The sequence below is a fragment of the Oceanobacillus sp. HCA-5259 genome (assembly GCF_037892815.1).
GTDB classification, from domain to species: domain Bacteria; phylum Bacillota; class Bacilli; order Bacillales; family Amphibacillaceae; genus Oceanobacillus; species Oceanobacillus indicireducens.
In genome coordinates this window covers 14,434-28,405 of sequence record NZ_JBBKBV010000012.1, presented here as the reverse complement: position 1 = coordinate 28,405, position 13,972 = coordinate 14,434, and the positions used below count along the sequence as shown (strand labels likewise).

Below are 13,972 nucleotides of genomic sequence, written 5' to 3'. Positions count from 1 at the left end.
TGGCAGGTGTGAATATGGCAAAACCTAAAATCCTGATTATTGAAGATGAACAAAAATTAAGCCGAGTGCTGCAACTCGAACTCGAATATGAAAATTATGAAACAGGTGTCGCAGATAATGGGAAAGATGCGTTGCGACTTATAGAAGAAGAGAACTGGGATCTTGTCTTGTTAGATATTATGATTCCTGGATTAAGCGGTCTTGAAGTGTTGCGGAGAGTCCGTCGTTTCGATGAGGAAACACCAATCGTTCTACTTACAGCAAGGGATGAAATTCATGATAAGGTAAGTGGGCTCGACCTTGGGGCGGATGATTATATTACGAAGCCTTTCCAGATTGAGGAATTATTAGCGCGGATCCGCGTTCTTTTACGCCGGCCGAAAGCGAAGAAGGAGAATAACGAGTACCTTACTGTTGCTGATTTGAGAGTGAATCCGAGCGCCCGAGAAGTTTCAAGAGGCGAAGTGCAAATCGATCTTACACCAAGGGAATTCGATCTGCTCGTCTGTTTATTGCAAAATAAAAACATTGTCCTGACAAGGGAGCAGCTGATTGAACAAGTTTGGGGGTTCGATTATTACGGTGACACAAATGTTGTCGACGTCTATATCCGCTACTTGCGGCAAAAAGTGGATAAAGGTTTTGAGACCGCGGTTATTCAAACAGTGCGCGGGGTAGGCTATACGATAAAGGACCTTGAACAATGAAATTAAGGACGAAAATCCGCTTGTTTTCCAGTGTTCTCATTCTAAGTATGCTCATCCTTGTCAATACATTCATCTATTTTCTCTTTTATAAGAATGCAACGGATGGCCAATTAACGGAACTATCCTTGCAGACTGATGTTCTGATCGAGCATCTCTCACAGACGACGAGCGGGGAAGAGGCGAGTGAAGTAATCAATGCTTTTCTACCGGCAAATGGGATGGTGAAGGTGTTCTCGAGTGACCAGCGGGCAATAGAATTTAAACGTAAAGGAGAGGCTTATCGGACATTGGAAGGTGCGTTCCAGACTGCGGAGACTCATGAAATTGAACGGCCAGAGCGCGGTGTCCATGTCGCTGTTGTAACTAAGCCGATCATTTGGCATGATGGGAGTGTTGTCACGCTGCAGATGTCTGATAATTTAGTGGCTCTTACGAATACGATGCGAATTTTATTTTACGTACTTATCATCGTATCACTCGTTATCCTCATCCCGACGGTTATCGGTAGTAATATCCTGAGTCGTTTCCTTCTCAATCCTATTGAAGAACTGACACGGACGATGAAAACGAACATTAAGGAGCGGAAATGGGAGAAGATCGATCACAGAGACCGTTCCAAGGATGAGCTCTATGAAATGGAAGTTACCTTCAATGAAATGATTGATCAGCTAAAGGATAACTACGAAAGACAGGAAGACTTTGTATCCAACGCTTCCCATGAATTGAAAACTCCGATACAGATTGTGAAGAGTTACGCTCAGCTGCTTGCAAGAAGAGGGAAGGACAACCCTGAACTACTGGACGAATCAATTGAAGTAATTGATTCGGAAGCCGACCGGATGAAACGGCTAGTGGAGCAACTTTTATCTTTGGCGAAAAATAAAGAAAATGTTGTCCACGAACGTGTCGAACTTGTTCAACTAATCGAGCATTCGATTACAACATTCAAGCAGGCTTATAATAGGGAAATCGAATTTCATAAAAATACCGAAACGATACATGTTTTAGGGAATGTTGGGCAGCTCGAACAAATTATTTATATTTTAATTGAAAATGCCTTGAAATACAGTGAAGATAAAATTACAGTAAGTCTGTTTACTTATAATGGTGACGTGATTTATTCTGTGAAAGATTATGGAAGTGGAATAGCTCCAGAAGATCAGGAACGGATATTCGAGCGGTTTTACCGGGTCGATAAAGCAAGAAGCAGAGGGACCGGTGGCAGTGGGCTCGGCCTGTCTATCGCTAGGGAAATTGCCGAAGACCATCAAGGAAAGCTAACTGTGGACAGTACCCTAGGGGAGGGCTCGACTTTTACAATGGTTTTACCGGTTATGAAAGAAGGGCCCGATGAAAAATAACGTTTACTCTCCGTAAAGATTCGTTTCTCAGCATTTTCTAATCTTCCTCACATCCTCCTATTATCTGCCCGAGCTATGATAAAAGCAGAGATCAAAGGAGGAAATAAAATGAATAAAAAGTTAGGATATGGAATTGGGACATTGACGATAGCATTGGTCATTGGTTTTACTGCTTATCAGTCGAACGCTGCACCGACAGAGCCGATTGTTGCAGCGAGTGAAACGGAAGAAGTACAAGAAACGAAGGAAAAAACAGGGGAAAACCAGGATCCATTTGCAGGTGTGCTATCGATTGAAGAAGTAAAGCAAATTGCTTTAACCGAATTCGAAGGTAAAGTGACGGAAATTGAACTCGACAAGGATGACGGCAGATTGATTTATGAGGTTGAATTAAGAGATGGTACGCATGAAGCAGAAATCGAACTTGATGCAATGACAGGTGAGATTATCGAGGTAGAAATCGAACAAGATGATGACAGCTGGGATGATTAATTAGCTAAGCTAGGAGGGGGTCATAATGAATAAAAAATTGCTAATGGCAATTGGGGCTATGGCGATTGCCACTGTATTAGGGCTTATTTTCAGTCAAAATTTATCGGTTTCAGCCGGACCTGACCTAACCGAGAAAGAAGTTACGGAAAAAGTGGAGGCCCAATATCCCGGGGAAATCACTGCACTTAAGTTAGATGAACAAGAGACAAATCCTATCTATGAAGTGGAAATTGTCATCGACGGGCAAGGATATGAATTAGTAATTGACGGGAACTCGGGTGAGGTATTAAAGCTGGAAGAAAAATGGCTAGCTAAAGCAGATGAAAAGAAAGATATGACTACGGATAAGCAGAAGGAAAATGGAGATAAGAGAGAAGCATCAGCTACAAATAAAAAAGAAACAGACTTGGAAATGAAAGAAAAAGCAACTGGAGATACAAAAGAGACCGAGCGTAAAACGGTAACTGCACCAAAACAAGAGGATGCAGAAGAAGCGAAAAAAGAAGATAACGAAGCAAAAAAAGGTCCCAATGATGATTCCAAGAAGCAATCCGATGAGCGGAAATCAACAATCAGTCAAGAAAAAGCAATTGAAATTGCATTAAAACAGTTCTCCGGTGTGGTGGATGATATAGATTTGGATAGAGAAGATGGTCGCTTAATATATGAAATCGAAATTGAGAGCCCCGAAGGAGAGGCAGAAATCGAAATCGATGCCTACACGGGAGAAGTGCTCGTTGTTGATATAGATTTAGATGATTAATTGCAAAAAAGAAGAAAAGCACGGTGCAGCAACTTAGTACCGTGTTTTTTGTTACCCTTTTATGCAACGTATAGGCGTTGACTATTGTTTATTTGATGAGTTTTAAGCGAAATATTTTCTGTTCAACTAACATTCAGTGTGGGAGATAAGAAACCCCACTGAATGAAGTTTCATTTTATATTTAATCGGGTATTAAAAAGGTATAAAAAAAGAAAGAAATAAGGGAAGTTTTTGGAGGAATTTTAGATGGACAACTATGATGTAATCATTTATGTGAGTGACAATAATCAGTATTGCACAAAAGTAGTAAATCTCGTCAAAAAGTACGACGTTACTTACAAAATAAAAAATGTAACCCAGAATAGGGATTATATGACAGAAATGCAGAAGAAAGGGGTTTACGGTACACCAGCAATGTTTGTAAAAGGGGAGAAACATTCGATATTAGGTTTTCAAAAAGAACGGATACACCACACGCTTAGGAAAGTCGAAAACTAAACGAATAACAAAAGCTCCCCTAGCTGCATAATTTATAGTATGAATCAATGTTTGGATAAAGAGGTGTTCCAAATGGACGATAGAATGAGGCGGCATCCGTATCTGTACGCTAATCGAAACACACCACCATTTGCTCGCCAGCAACCACCCAATATACCAAACTCTCCCTATACACCTATATCACATATAACACCTTATGAACGCTATGCAAAACCGCCACAACCACTTAATTTGATGAGTCAAAGTCAAAGCCAAAGTCAGGAAGCGTATGGCAATCCGTCGTCGGAACAGACGCAAGCCGGCCTTCTTCGTGCTTTTACCGATGCAAATGGACAAGTGGACTTTAGTAAAACGATGACAACCATTAATCAGTTAGCGAGCACATATCATCAAGTTTCTCCGATTGTGAGACAGTTAAGCTCCTTGATCAGGACATTCAGATAAGTTAGGTCGGATAAATAGGGGTCGATGAGCAGATAATAAAAGAAAGGAATGGTTAGAACGAGGGGATGCGGATGATAGGATGTTTATTGATTCACGGATTTACAGGTGGTCCTTATGAGCTTGGCCCGTTAGCGAAATATTTGCGTGAACATACGGATTGGCATGTTGAACTGCCGACATTGCCAGGACATGGGATTGAACTACACTTAGAGGACATCACTTACAAGGATTGGATTTCTGCGGCAGAGGAAGCTTTGCAGCAGCTATCGGAGAAATATGATGAAATTTATTTAATCGGCTTTTCGATGGGTGGGATGATTGCTGCTTATCTAGCGGCGAAGTATAAGGTAAAAAAATTAGTATTACTGGCAACCGCGGGGAAGTATTTGGATTTCAAACAGATTGGGACGGATGTTCAAGAAGTAATCCGTGATGGGTTGAAGGGCGGATTAGAAAACAATCAAATGTACAATCATTATAAGCGGAAATTTGGTCAAGTGCCGATAAAAGCGAATATCGAATTTGTAAAGCTTATTAATTTCACGAGACGATTTTTGAAAGAAGTCGAGACCCCTGTATTGATTGCGCACGGCCAACTTGATGGGATGGTACCTTATAAGACAGCTTACTATTTGGATAAGGAGATTGATTCGGAGCACAAGGAGATTGTACTCTTGGATCAATCGAGACATCTGCTTTGTTTAGGTGAGGATAAGGATACGATCAATCTGATGGTCCATGATTTTCTTGAAAAGAAAAAATAAACCGGATGGACACAACATTACGTCCATCCGGTTTATTTTAGAGTAAGAAAGTATAAAATAAAAATGCTGTGATAACTCAGTTTCTAGGACTAGCCACGTCCGCTCTGAGCCCAGGGTGCTTGCGCTGTTGTTATTTTTTTCTGTCTTTAAAGAAAGCTATTACGATAGCACCATCTCCGCCGTGAGTTGCGATGATGGGACCGGTGTCTGTTAGGAACGTTTCTTTAAAGGAATATTTTTCTTTTATTTCGTTCAATAGTTTTGTTGCCCGGGATTCACTGTTGCAGTGGGTCATGAATAAGCTCTTATTTTCCGCATTTTTCGTATACTCTCCGATTTGTTGGATAAATCGGTTCACTGCACGTTTTTCTCCACGTATGCGTTCTGTTACTTCTATTTCTCCTTGTTCACTACCACGCATAAGCAATTTAATGCTGAGCGTCTTTGCAATCTTACCGGTTACCTTTGAAATCCGGCCACCGCGGACAAGGTTATCTAACGTCTGGAGGACAAATAAAGTAATCGTATCTCCAACTCGTTCTTCCGTATGCTGTACAACTTGTTCAAATGTATAGCCTGCTTGAATTTTATTGTATAAATCATGAAGCAAAAGGGCAATTCCGCCTGAAGCTGTTTTCGTATTGATGACAGCGATTTTACGCGCTGGTTCTTCTTTTTCAAGCATGTTTTTAGCGGTGACCGCATTTTGATACGTACTACTTAATTCCTTGGAAAGGCTCAGCATAATAATCGGCTTATCTTGCGGCACCTTTTTATAAGCTTCGTAAAAGTCGTTCGGGCTTGGTGCAGCGGAAAGTGGAACTTCATTAAGCTTCTTTACCTTCTGATGGAAATTCGCAAGCTTCAATGAATGACCAGTTTTATATTCGCCATCGCTGAAATTTAAATAAAGAGGGACAATTTCTAATTGCATTTGTTCGATTAACTGTTGTGGAATGTCTGCTCCACCGTCTGTCATTAGTTGAATTCTCATCCTGATTACCGCCTAACTGATTATTTTTTCCTTTGAGAAATGGTGACGTTCGTTTTTTTCGATGTGCTGATGATGAATAAATACAAGCCGAAGATAACGATCGTTCCACCTAAAAATTGAGACCAAGTAATAGCTTCATTTAAGAAAATATATGCTAAAAGGGCAGCTCCAACGGGCTCCAATAATCCGGCCATGGACACTGTTGTTGTACTTAACCAGCGTAAGCACCAGTTGAAAATTGAATGGCCGAAGAATGTTGGAATGATGGCAAGTGCAAGGAATGCATACCAGTTCGTTGCACTATAACCGGTGAATGAGTGCTGTAAGCCAAGGTTGTATATAAATAAAGTGACGGAAGCAACCCCATATACGATGAATGTATACGTCATTAGAGACAAGCTCTTCCTTGCAGATTGTCCAATCAGAAAATATCCTGTGATACCTATTGCTCCTAAAATGGCGAGCACATCACCGAGTAGTTCGTTTCCTCCGAGTTGGAAATCCCCCCAACCGATAATCAGACTTCCAAACAATGTAATGATCATACTGATGATGGCACCATAGGAAAAGCGTTCCTGAAACAATAAATAAGTCCCGAGGAAGGCAAAGACCGGTTGGATGGAAACAAACACAACGGAACTTGCAACGGATGTATGACTTAATGATTCAAACCAAAAAATAAAATGCGCGGCGAGAAATATGCCTGCGAGTATAGAAAGTATCCAGTTTCTTTTAGAGATTTGTTTGAATTCATGTCGGTAGTTAATTAATATAAATGGCGCCATCATGATAACGGCGAAGAATAAACGATAGAAAGCAGTCATAGCTGCAGGTGCATCTTCAGCAAGTCGAACGAGTATAGCAGAAGTGGATACAGCAGTTACTCCAATAAAGAGAGCTGCTTTCGGATTAAATGCAGGAAGACGCATAGAAAAACTCCTTTAATTGACACCTTTTCCAGAGGGGATGGCTAGGTCCATAACGCCCCTCTACTTTCAATATATTATCATCTTATATTACCATGATTCATGGAAAAATTCATTTATTTCACGCCGTTTGAAAGATAATCTGTAATCCATAATATTGTTTTCATTCAGCGTAAGTGCAAAGTTTAATTTAGATCACTATATATTAAATAAGTATTTATGACGGAGCATTGTGGAAAATGGTGACAAAGATGTGGTATCATAAGACAAACAGTAATTTGAGGCCCCGAAGATGGAAGGGAAGCCTAATTGTTCTTTTAGAGAAACAATAATTGGTACGTGATAAATCTTTTCCCGGTTGAATGATAAACCCTTGTACGTTTTAACCGTGCATATCTGATAATGGCAATGGGTATATGTATAGATAGGATTTATAAATCTGAAGTAAAGGACTAGTGGCCTCTTATAACTAAATTTTTTTTACAGAAGGAGTAGACATTAAGTGGCAAAATTTAATGAATTAAATATCGCGGCCCCGATTATGAAGGCTTTGGAAAGAATGGGCTTTGAAGAAGCAACGCCAATCCAAACGGAGACCATTCCTCTTGCGAAAGCGGGCAATGACGTAATCGGTCAAGCTCAGACAGGTACAGGGAAAACCGCTGCGTTCGGTATTCCGATGATTGAAAGAATCGACACTAAACTTCGCAAGGTACAGGGGTTAGTTGTGGCTCCGACGCGGGAATTGGCTATCCAGGTCGCAGAGGAAATCAATCGCATTGCAAGATTTGTCGGCATTCGTGCATTGGCAATATATGGTGGTCAACATATGGACAGGCAAATTCGTGCACTGAAAGATGGCCCGCAAATCGTCGTGGCAACACCAGGAAGATTGCTTGACCATATGCGGAGAAGAACTATTCGGACGGATCAAGTACGAGTTGCAGTTCTGGATGAAGCGGACGAAATGCTGAACATGGGGTTCATCGATGATATTCGTGATATCTTAAAAGGCATTCCAGAAGAACGTCAAACGTTGCTATTCTCCGCTACGATGCCAAAGGAAATTCGCGATATCGCAACAACATTGATGAAGCAACCGAAAGAAGTAAAAATTAAAGCGAAAGAAATGACGGTTGAAAATATTGATCAGTACTTCATTGAAATACCGGAGAAATTCAAGTTCGATACGTTGAACAATCATGTCGATATTCATTCTCCAGAGCTTGCAATTGTGTTTGCAAGAACGAAGAAGCGGGTCGATGAAATTACGGAAGGTTTACAGGCTAGAGGCTATCGTGCTGAAGGGATTCATGGCGACTTGACTCAAGGAAAGCGGATGTCTGTATTGAACAAGTTTAAAAACGGTCGTGTCGACGTGCTAGTTGCAACAGACGTAGCTGCACGTGGATTAGATATTTCCGGCGTGACTCACGTTTATAACTTTGATATCCCGCAAGATCCGGAGAGTTATGTACACCGTATCGGGCGTACAGGGCGCGCGGGTAAAACAGGTGAAGCGATTTCCTTTGTAACGCCAAGAGAAATGGCACATTTACATTTGATTGAAAAGACGACGAAGAGTAAGATGAAGCGTCTCGCACCACCGACGATTCAAGATGCTAGACGTGGACAACAGCAACTTACAATCGAAAGAATCCAGAAAACAATTGATAAGCGTGATTTAACGACATATCAAGAAGCTGCGAAGGACCTGTTGGAAGATCACGATTCGGTAACCGTTATTGCAGCGGCAATTAGCCTGTTGACGAAAGAAAGAAGAGACACACCAGTCCGGATTTCTTCGGTTGCACCAGTGAGTGTGAAAAAAGCACTCCATTCAAAAGGCAAAGGCGGACATCGCTCGAAAAACAAACGCTTCTACGGTGGACGTAACCGTAAAGGTAATTTCCAAAAACGTCGTAAAAGAGACTAACTAAGAATAAAAACGGTTTGGAGCAATATAGCTCCAAACCGTTTTTTTAGATACTAGCGTTTATTCCAATTTATTTCGATAAGCAATTCTGTCCCCCAGTTGGTTAACTTTTTCTTCTTCTAAATTTTTCACGTGATAGTGTTTGCCCCCGGTGTTGCTCAGAATAGATATTTTCATGGAGGCGAGGCTCCATTTTCTTTCGAGTGCATGATTCTTTTTCTCGAAGGCTTGTATTCGTTTTTGCTGAATGAGTACGGTAGTGCGCTTCACGTGTCGGTATCGGAGTAACAACCTGTTCCCTTTAAGGTAAAAGCCCGCATCCTTATAAGAGAGCCAGCCCAAGCCTAGGGAGAGCGCGAACAAAGCAATCGGAATCCAAGCAAACGACCGGAAAAAGATAAAGACGGCGATACTGGCCAGTAAGAATAATACACTTGAACGGACATAGTAATACGGTAATGCAGCGGGTGGTGGCTTCGTCCATTCGACTTCTTCTTCCTGCCAGCTGAAGTCTGGAGCAAATTCATCAAGAAAGGCGGCGATTTCTCGTTTATGCAGCAATGGGAATAGGATCGTTGAATCCGCTAATTTCCCATCTGTATTTCCGCCGGCAATTTCTGCAAAAATAAATGCGTAACCAAATGGCTGACGTAAGATGTTTTCTTCAATACCAATCGCCTGAATCCGGTGCAAGGGAATTGTCAATTGCTTTCTTTCAAGCAATCCCCGCGTAATGAATAATTCATCCTCCGTTCTCCTGATAGTGAATTTCCCGTAGCGAAGGAGTGTCCAGAGAATACTTAATAGCCAAATGGTGGCAAGAACACCAAGAATAATAAGAACAATGAATATAATACTTGCAGTTACCAACCACTCATAGGTGTAGTTATACACCATTTCAGGTATGAGTTCGTCAAATTCCGAGAGCCCAACGACGATGAAACCGATAATAATGCCAAGACCACCGGAAGTGATTCCGGCTAGGAGCAAGCGGGAAAAGGAAATTTCTTTCTGTGCAAGATACATTTCTTCAGGAACTAAGGTACCTGCTTTTCCGCTATTTTTTAACACTTCCCGGAGTTCTTTCGCATCTTTAAGCGAAACAGCTGAAAGGGCAGCTTCTGCCTTCTCTCCGCCACTTGCTGTTTCAATTTGGACCCGGGTCAGTTTGAATATACGATGGATCACACTTTCGGTTAAATCAATCGATTGGATCCGGTTTTTCGCAATAGACCGTTTCGTTCGTTTAAATATACCGTACTCAATCCATAGCTCATCATCGGTAACATAATAAGAAAAACGGTACCACGAGAGAATGCCATAAACCGAAGCGAGTATACTAAATGCCCCAAGTGCAATAGAAAATATGAGAAAGTTTCCAGCGACTAAAACGATTAGCAGCGAGAAAAATAATTCTTTAATTACTTTTAATATGTTAAAAATAATGGCTGCAGGGTGCAGGCGTCTTTCCTCAAACATCATCTTCGTCCACCCTTGCAAGTTGTGAAATCCGGTCCCGCAAATCAGAAGCATTTTCTTCTGACAAAGCAGGGATGATGTGCGTTGTCGCTGCGGTGGAAATCGACACACTCGCAACATGAAATTTCTTCATAATCGGGCCTTGTTCTGTATCGACGTGTTGTACCCGTATCATCGGGATTAATGTTCGCGTACGGATGAAAATTCCGTGCTGGATATAAATTTCCTGTTCAAAGATCTCATAGCGCCAGCGCCGATACCTAAGTTTAGGAAATAAGAAAATGAAAAGGTAACTTAATAAAACAGTTATAATTATTGCTCCAGTTATATAAACGAACGACCAATCCCAGAGAATCGCAAAGACTACCGACGTAAGAAGAATCAGCCAAAGTATGCCAAGGTAAATGGCGGCGCTGATTTTCCAAACGTCGACTGCCCGCGGGTCGATTGCATGCTTCGGTGGTTGTCTCATTGTGCAACATCCTTCCATTACGATGGTTACTAGTAATACGATTAGGTGCTAATTAAGTTTCAAAAGAAGAAGGAAGTTAAGTTAAATTCAGTTGGAAAATCTGCTGAAAAATCCAATGACTGCAAGAATACCGATGATAATCCAGAGCCAGTTTTTACGGATGCTTTCAGGTATTATTCTTTTTTTATTCCAGCGATTCGGATTAAATTGTATCTCCCGGTCATCATCTGGATAGCTGCGCTGATAAGCATGCCACGGCGAGAAAGGGCGGATGTTTTTCAAAAAGAGTGGTGCAATCGCGAATCCTCCAGCAAAGCCTGCTAAGTGGGCAACGATATTAATCCGCGTTCCGACGAAAGACATAAGTACTCCAATGATGAAAATAGTTTTGATCATTTGCGAACTACCTTGGTCAATGAGATGCTTGCGGAAAGCAACCATGAATATATAGATACCAAATAATCCGTAGATCGCTCCGGAAGCTCCTAAATGTGTGTATTGTAAAGGTTCAATTAAAAACGTCGCAATATTTGCGATAACCCCAGCAGCTAAATAAGCAAGGATGAATTTGAATTTTCCAAGCATCAACTCAAGCGCCGGCCCAAAGATGACGAGGGCAAAGGAATTGAATAACACATGTGTCAATTCCCGGTGGAGGAAGATTGGGGTAACCAAGCGCCAATATTCGCCCATTGCAACGGATAAATTATGGCCAACTCCAAATGCATAAACAATCCAACCGATCCCAGACTGAAAAAATTCCATCACCAACCAAAGGACGATGTGAATGATAACAAGTGTCGAGACGACGGGGTAAAGATTTATAAATTCTTTTAAACTTCTTTCGTTCCGGATAAACAATAGAAGAAGCCTCCTAAATAAGTTTAGTTTCCTATAATGTTCAGGTACTATTATAATAATTAATAATACGAGTTATGACCAACATTAGCTATTATCATTCAAGGAGAGAAGGCAAAAGCCAATGATTAAAGGAATTGGAATAGATATTATTGAACTATGCCGAATAGAGTCAAGTCTTAACAAGGGAGACCGACTTGCGGCTCGGGTGTTGACTGATTCGGAGTTGACAAGATATGAACAATTTACCAACCGGAGGCGCCAGATCGAATATTTAGCAGGGAGATTTGCGGCAAAAGAGGCATGTGCAAAAGCGCTCGGGACTGGAATCGGGAAATTAAGCTTCCGGCACATGGAAATAATCCATGATGAGAGCGGGGCGCCACAACTTACAGTGCAGGGCTATGAAGGGTATGTTTTTTTATTATCAATCAGCCATAGTAAGGAATATGCCGTAGCGCAAGTCGTTGTTCAAGTATAAGAAACTATAAAATATAAATGCTGTGATAACTTGGGTATCCCGGGCTAGCCACGTCCGGCTCCAGCGCCCAGCAACTATCAAACTTCACACTCCTCCAATCGATAAGTCAACATCGGCTCTCTACGTTCGCCGTGTTTCCTTTATCTCATTCCGGAGTGCTCCAGTTTGTACGTTGCTAAACGGGCGCTTGCGCCTTTGTTCAAAAGAATGCGTAAAGAGAATCTGCATAAACGGAGTGGTTGTCTCATAGTATTTTAATGCGGGCAGGAGGGGACTTCATGTTTATAGTCACCGCGAAGGAAATGTACGATATCGACAGGCATACGATGAAGGAAATCGGTTTGCCGGGGCACGTGCTTATGGAAAATGCCGGAAGGGAGATATTTCGTAACATCATCTCTCTTTTTGAGCGAACAGAGCGGATAACAGTATTCGTCGGAGCAGGAAATAATGGTGGAGACGGTTTTGTCATTGCGAGGTATTTGACGGAACATGATTATAATGTACGGGTTTTCCAAGTGGTTCCTGATGAGTTGATTCAGGGAGATGCCTTGCTGCATAAGAAAATTTATTTGAACAGCAATGGGGAAATATTTTCTCTCATAGACCACGATGTAGAAGAAATCATTAAAAACTCAGACGTTATTATTGACTCTTTACTTGGAATCGGGAAGAAGGGTGCGCTGCGTGAGCCGTATCAAGACGTGATCAAGCGGATAAACGAATCCGATGCCCGGGTCGTTTCCGTTGATATTCCGTCCGGGTTACCGGCTGATGAAGGAGTGCCATTTACTGTGGCTGTACAAGCGGATTACACGTTTATTGTCGGAGCTTTGAAAATGACTGCGGTTTTACCGGACACGGCCAGCTATTACGGGGAATGGAAAGTCGTTGAGATTGGCTTCTCCAAGCGGACGATGGAGAAATATACGACCCGCCGCCTATACGATAGCGATCAGTTCCAAGCAACCCTTCCAAGGAGACAGGCGTACGCACATAAAGGAGACCATGGTAAGGGTTTTATCATTGGTGGCAGTGCAAGGATGCCAGGAGCGATTACTATGGCTACAGAGGCAGCGCTTGTCGCAGGGGCAGGCTTAGTGACTGCAGGAACGTTGGAGGAAATTATCCCAATTATCGCTTCCCGGATACCAGAAGCGATGTTTAAGATATTGAAGGATGAAAACGGGCTGTTAGTCTGGGATAATCACTTGGATGTATCAGCGTATGACGCAATCGCTGCCGGTGTCGGAATGGGCCGTAGTAAGCAGGGGGAGGAGCTAATAAAGCAGGTGCTAAAGCAAGCGACTTGTCCCGTTCTAGTTGATGCCGATGGATTATATCATCTAAGCAACTTACTCCCCATACTTGAGTCGAGAGATGCTGTGACAATTGTAACGCCTCACGCTGGAGAAATGGCCAGGCTTCTTGATTTGCGGGTAGAAGAAACGTTAACATCTCCTTTCCAGCATGCGAAAGAGTTCGCAGAGGATTACGGAGTCTATGTCGTGTTAAAAGGGAAGTACACCATTATTACGAGCCCGGACGGTAAGCAGGTGGTTGATGCAACCGGAAATCCCGGTCTTGCAAAAGGCGGTAGCGGTGACGTACTCACAGGGATAATGCTCGCCATGATTTTACAAAAACAAACCATTTTTTCCGCCATCTGCAATGCTTGTCACCTTCATGGTACGAGTGCTGATTTAGCAGTACAGCATAAGCATAGTGTCTATGATCTAACGGCAACAGATATCATCGCCTGGATTCGTGAAGTATATCGTATGATTTCCTGATAAA

Annotated in this window: 15 protein-coding genes; 10 read left to right on the top strand and 5 right to left on the bottom strand. The window is 42.0% G+C overall.

Annotated features, from left to right (window positions below; all coding sequences use genetic code 11):
• Window positions 1-14: 14 nt before the first annotated feature.
• The 7 genes from WKU33_RS08935 to WKU33_RS08905 all read left to right on the top strand — a co-directional run bounded on the left by WKU33_RS08935 (window position 15) and on the right by WKU33_RS08905 (window position 5,029).
• On the top strand, window positions 15-707 hold the full coding sequence (locus WKU33_RS08935; protein ID WP_340454179.1) for a response regulator transcription factor: 693 nt from the start codon (window positions 15-17) through the stop codon (window positions 705-707).
• The gene (locus WKU33_RS08930; protein ID WP_340454178.1) at window positions 704-2,068 is read left to right on the top strand and encodes a sensor histidine kinase; all 1,365 of its coding nucleotides are present in this window, start codon (window positions 704-706) and stop codon (window positions 2,066-2,068) included. The genes WKU33_RS08935 and WKU33_RS08930 overlap by 4 nt, the downstream gene beginning before the upstream one ends.
• Before the next feature lie 108 nt (window positions 2,069-2,176).
• Window positions 2,177-2,560 carry a PepSY domain-containing protein gene (locus WKU33_RS08925; protein WP_336253210.1) on the top strand — a complete coding sequence of 128 codons (384 nt, stop codon included), beginning with the start codon at window positions 2,177-2,179 and terminating at the stop codon, window positions 2,558-2,560.
• A gap of 25 nt (window positions 2,561-2,585) precedes the next feature.
• The gene (locus WKU33_RS08920; RefSeq protein ID WP_340454177.1) at window positions 2,586-3,323 is read left to right on the top strand and encodes a PepSY domain-containing protein; all 738 of its coding nucleotides are present in this window, start codon (window positions 2,586-2,588) and stop codon (window positions 3,321-3,323) included.
• Window positions 3,324-3,569: 246 nt separating this feature from the next.
• Window positions 3,570-3,821 carry a glutaredoxin family protein gene (locus tag WKU33_RS08915; protein WP_156856005.1) on the top strand — a complete coding sequence of 84 codons (252 nt, stop codon included), beginning with the start codon at window positions 3,570-3,572 and terminating at the stop codon, window positions 3,819-3,821.
• A gap of 84 nt (window positions 3,822-3,905) precedes the next feature.
• Entirely contained in the window at window positions 3,906-4,265 is a 360-nt protein-coding gene (locus WKU33_RS08910) for a YppG family protein (RefSeq protein ID WP_188857124.1), read from the top strand.
• 71 nt (window positions 4,266-4,336) lie between these two features.
• Window positions 4,337-5,029, top strand: coding sequence for an alpha/beta hydrolase (locus WKU33_RS08905; protein ID WP_156856115.1), 693 nt, complete (start codon window positions 4,337-4,339; stop codon window positions 5,027-5,029).
• Window positions 5,030-5,159: 130 nt separating this feature from the next.
• Here the strand turns inward: WKU33_RS08905 and WKU33_RS08900 are convergent, their stop codons facing one another.
• Together WKU33_RS08900 and WKU33_RS08895 are read right to left on the bottom strand one after the other, a co-directional pair.
• Window positions 5,160-6,023 carry a DegV family protein gene (locus tag WKU33_RS08900; protein ID WP_340454176.1) on the bottom strand — a complete coding sequence of 288 codons (864 nt, stop codon included), beginning with the start codon at window positions 6,021-6,023 and terminating at the stop codon, window positions 5,160-5,162.
• A 20-nt stretch (window positions 6,024-6,043) separates the two neighbouring features.
• Window positions 6,044-6,952, bottom strand: coding sequence for a DMT family transporter (locus WKU33_RS08895; protein WP_188857122.1), 909 nt, complete (start codon window positions 6,950-6,952; stop codon window positions 6,044-6,046).
• 499 nt (window positions 6,953-7,451) lie between these two features.
• Here WKU33_RS08895 and WKU33_RS08890 point away from each other — a divergent pair, with 499 nt between their 5' ends.
• On the top strand, window positions 7,452-8,885 hold the full coding sequence (locus WKU33_RS08890; RefSeq protein WP_229782667.1) for a DEAD/DEAH box helicase: 1,434 nt from the start codon (window positions 7,452-7,454) through the stop codon (window positions 8,883-8,885).
• 60 nt (window positions 8,886-8,945) lie between these two features.
• Here the strand turns inward: WKU33_RS08890 and WKU33_RS08885 are convergent, their stop codons facing one another.
• From WKU33_RS08885 to WKU33_RS08875, 3 genes are all read right to left on the bottom strand, one after another.
• Window positions 8,946-10,364 carry a PH domain-containing protein gene (locus tag WKU33_RS08885; protein ID WP_188857121.1) on the bottom strand — a complete coding sequence of 473 codons (1,419 nt, stop codon included), beginning with the start codon at window positions 10,362-10,364 and terminating at the stop codon, window positions 8,946-8,948.
• Window positions 10,357-10,836, bottom strand: coding sequence for a PH domain-containing protein (locus tag WKU33_RS08880; RefSeq protein ID WP_340454175.1), 480 nt, complete (start codon window positions 10,834-10,836; stop codon window positions 10,357-10,359). Before WKU33_RS08880 ends, WKU33_RS08885 begins: the two co-directional genes overlap by 8 nt.
• Window positions 10,837-10,923: 87 nt before the next feature.
• Window positions 10,924-11,697, bottom strand: a complete 774-nt coding sequence (locus WKU33_RS08875) for a rhomboid family intramembrane serine protease (RefSeq protein ID WP_340454174.1) — start codon at window positions 11,695-11,697, stop codon at window positions 10,924-10,926.
• A gap of 121 nt (window positions 11,698-11,818) precedes the next feature.
• On the opposite strand from WKU33_RS08875, the gene acpS reads away from it, so the two are divergent.
• Entirely contained in the window at window positions 11,819-12,175 is a 357-nt protein-coding gene (gene acpS / locus WKU33_RS08870; protein WP_340454173.1) for a holo-ACP synthase, read from the top strand.
• Window positions 12,176-12,453: 278 nt separating this feature from the next.
• On the top strand, window positions 12,454-13,968 hold the full coding sequence (locus WKU33_RS08865; RefSeq protein WP_340454172.1) for an NAD(P)H-hydrate dehydratase: 1,515 nt from the start codon (window positions 12,454-12,456) through the stop codon (window positions 13,966-13,968).
• The last annotated feature ends 4 nt before the right edge of the window (window positions 13,969-13,972 follow it).

Bases quoted from the DNA above. Each gene is read 5' to 3' on its own strand.
- WKU33_RS08935 (WP_340454179.1), top strand. From the start codon at position 15: ATGGCAAAACCTAAAATCCTGATTATTGAAGATGAACAAAAATTAAGC.
- WKU33_RS08930 (WP_340454178.1), top strand. From the start codon at position 704: ATGAAATTAAGGACGAAAATCCGCTTGTTTTCCAGTGTTCTCATTCTA.
- WKU33_RS08925 (WP_336253210.1), top strand. From the start codon at position 2,177: ATGAATAAAAAGTTAGGATATGGAATTGGGACATTGACGATAGCATTG.
- WKU33_RS08920 (WP_340454177.1), top strand. From the start codon at position 2,586: ATGAATAAAAAATTGCTAATGGCAATTGGGGCTATGGCGATTGCCACT.
- WKU33_RS08915 (WP_156856005.1), top strand. From the start codon at position 3,570: ATGGACAACTATGATGTAATCATTTATGTGAGTGACAATAATCAGTAT.
- WKU33_RS08910 (WP_188857124.1), top strand. From the start codon at position 3,906: ATGAGGCGGCATCCGTATCTGTACGCTAATCGAAACACACCACCATTT.
- WKU33_RS08905 (WP_156856115.1), top strand. From the start codon at position 4,337: ATGATAGGATGTTTATTGATTCACGGATTTACAGGTGGTCCTTATGAG.
- WKU33_RS08900 (WP_340454176.1), bottom strand. From the start codon at position 6,023: ATGAGAATTCAACTAATGACAGACGGTGGAGCAGACATTCCACAACAG.
- WKU33_RS08895 (WP_188857122.1), bottom strand. From the start codon at position 6,952: ATGCGTCTTCCTGCATTTAATCCGAAAGCAGCTCTCTTTATTGGAGTA.
- WKU33_RS08885 (WP_188857121.1), bottom strand. From the start codon at position 10,364: ATGTTTGAGGAAAGACGCCTGCACCCTGCAGCCATTATTTTTAACATA.
- WKU33_RS08880 (WP_340454175.1), bottom strand. From the start codon at position 10,836: ATGAGACAACCACCGAAGCATGCAATCGACCCGCGGGCAGTCGACGTT.
- acpS (WP_340454173.1), top strand. From the start codon at position 11,819: ATGATTAAAGGAATTGGAATAGATATTATTGAACTATGCCGAATAGAG.
- WKU33_RS08865 (WP_340454172.1), top strand. From the start codon at position 12,454: ATGTTTATAGTCACCGCGAAGGAAATGTACGATATCGACAGGCATACG.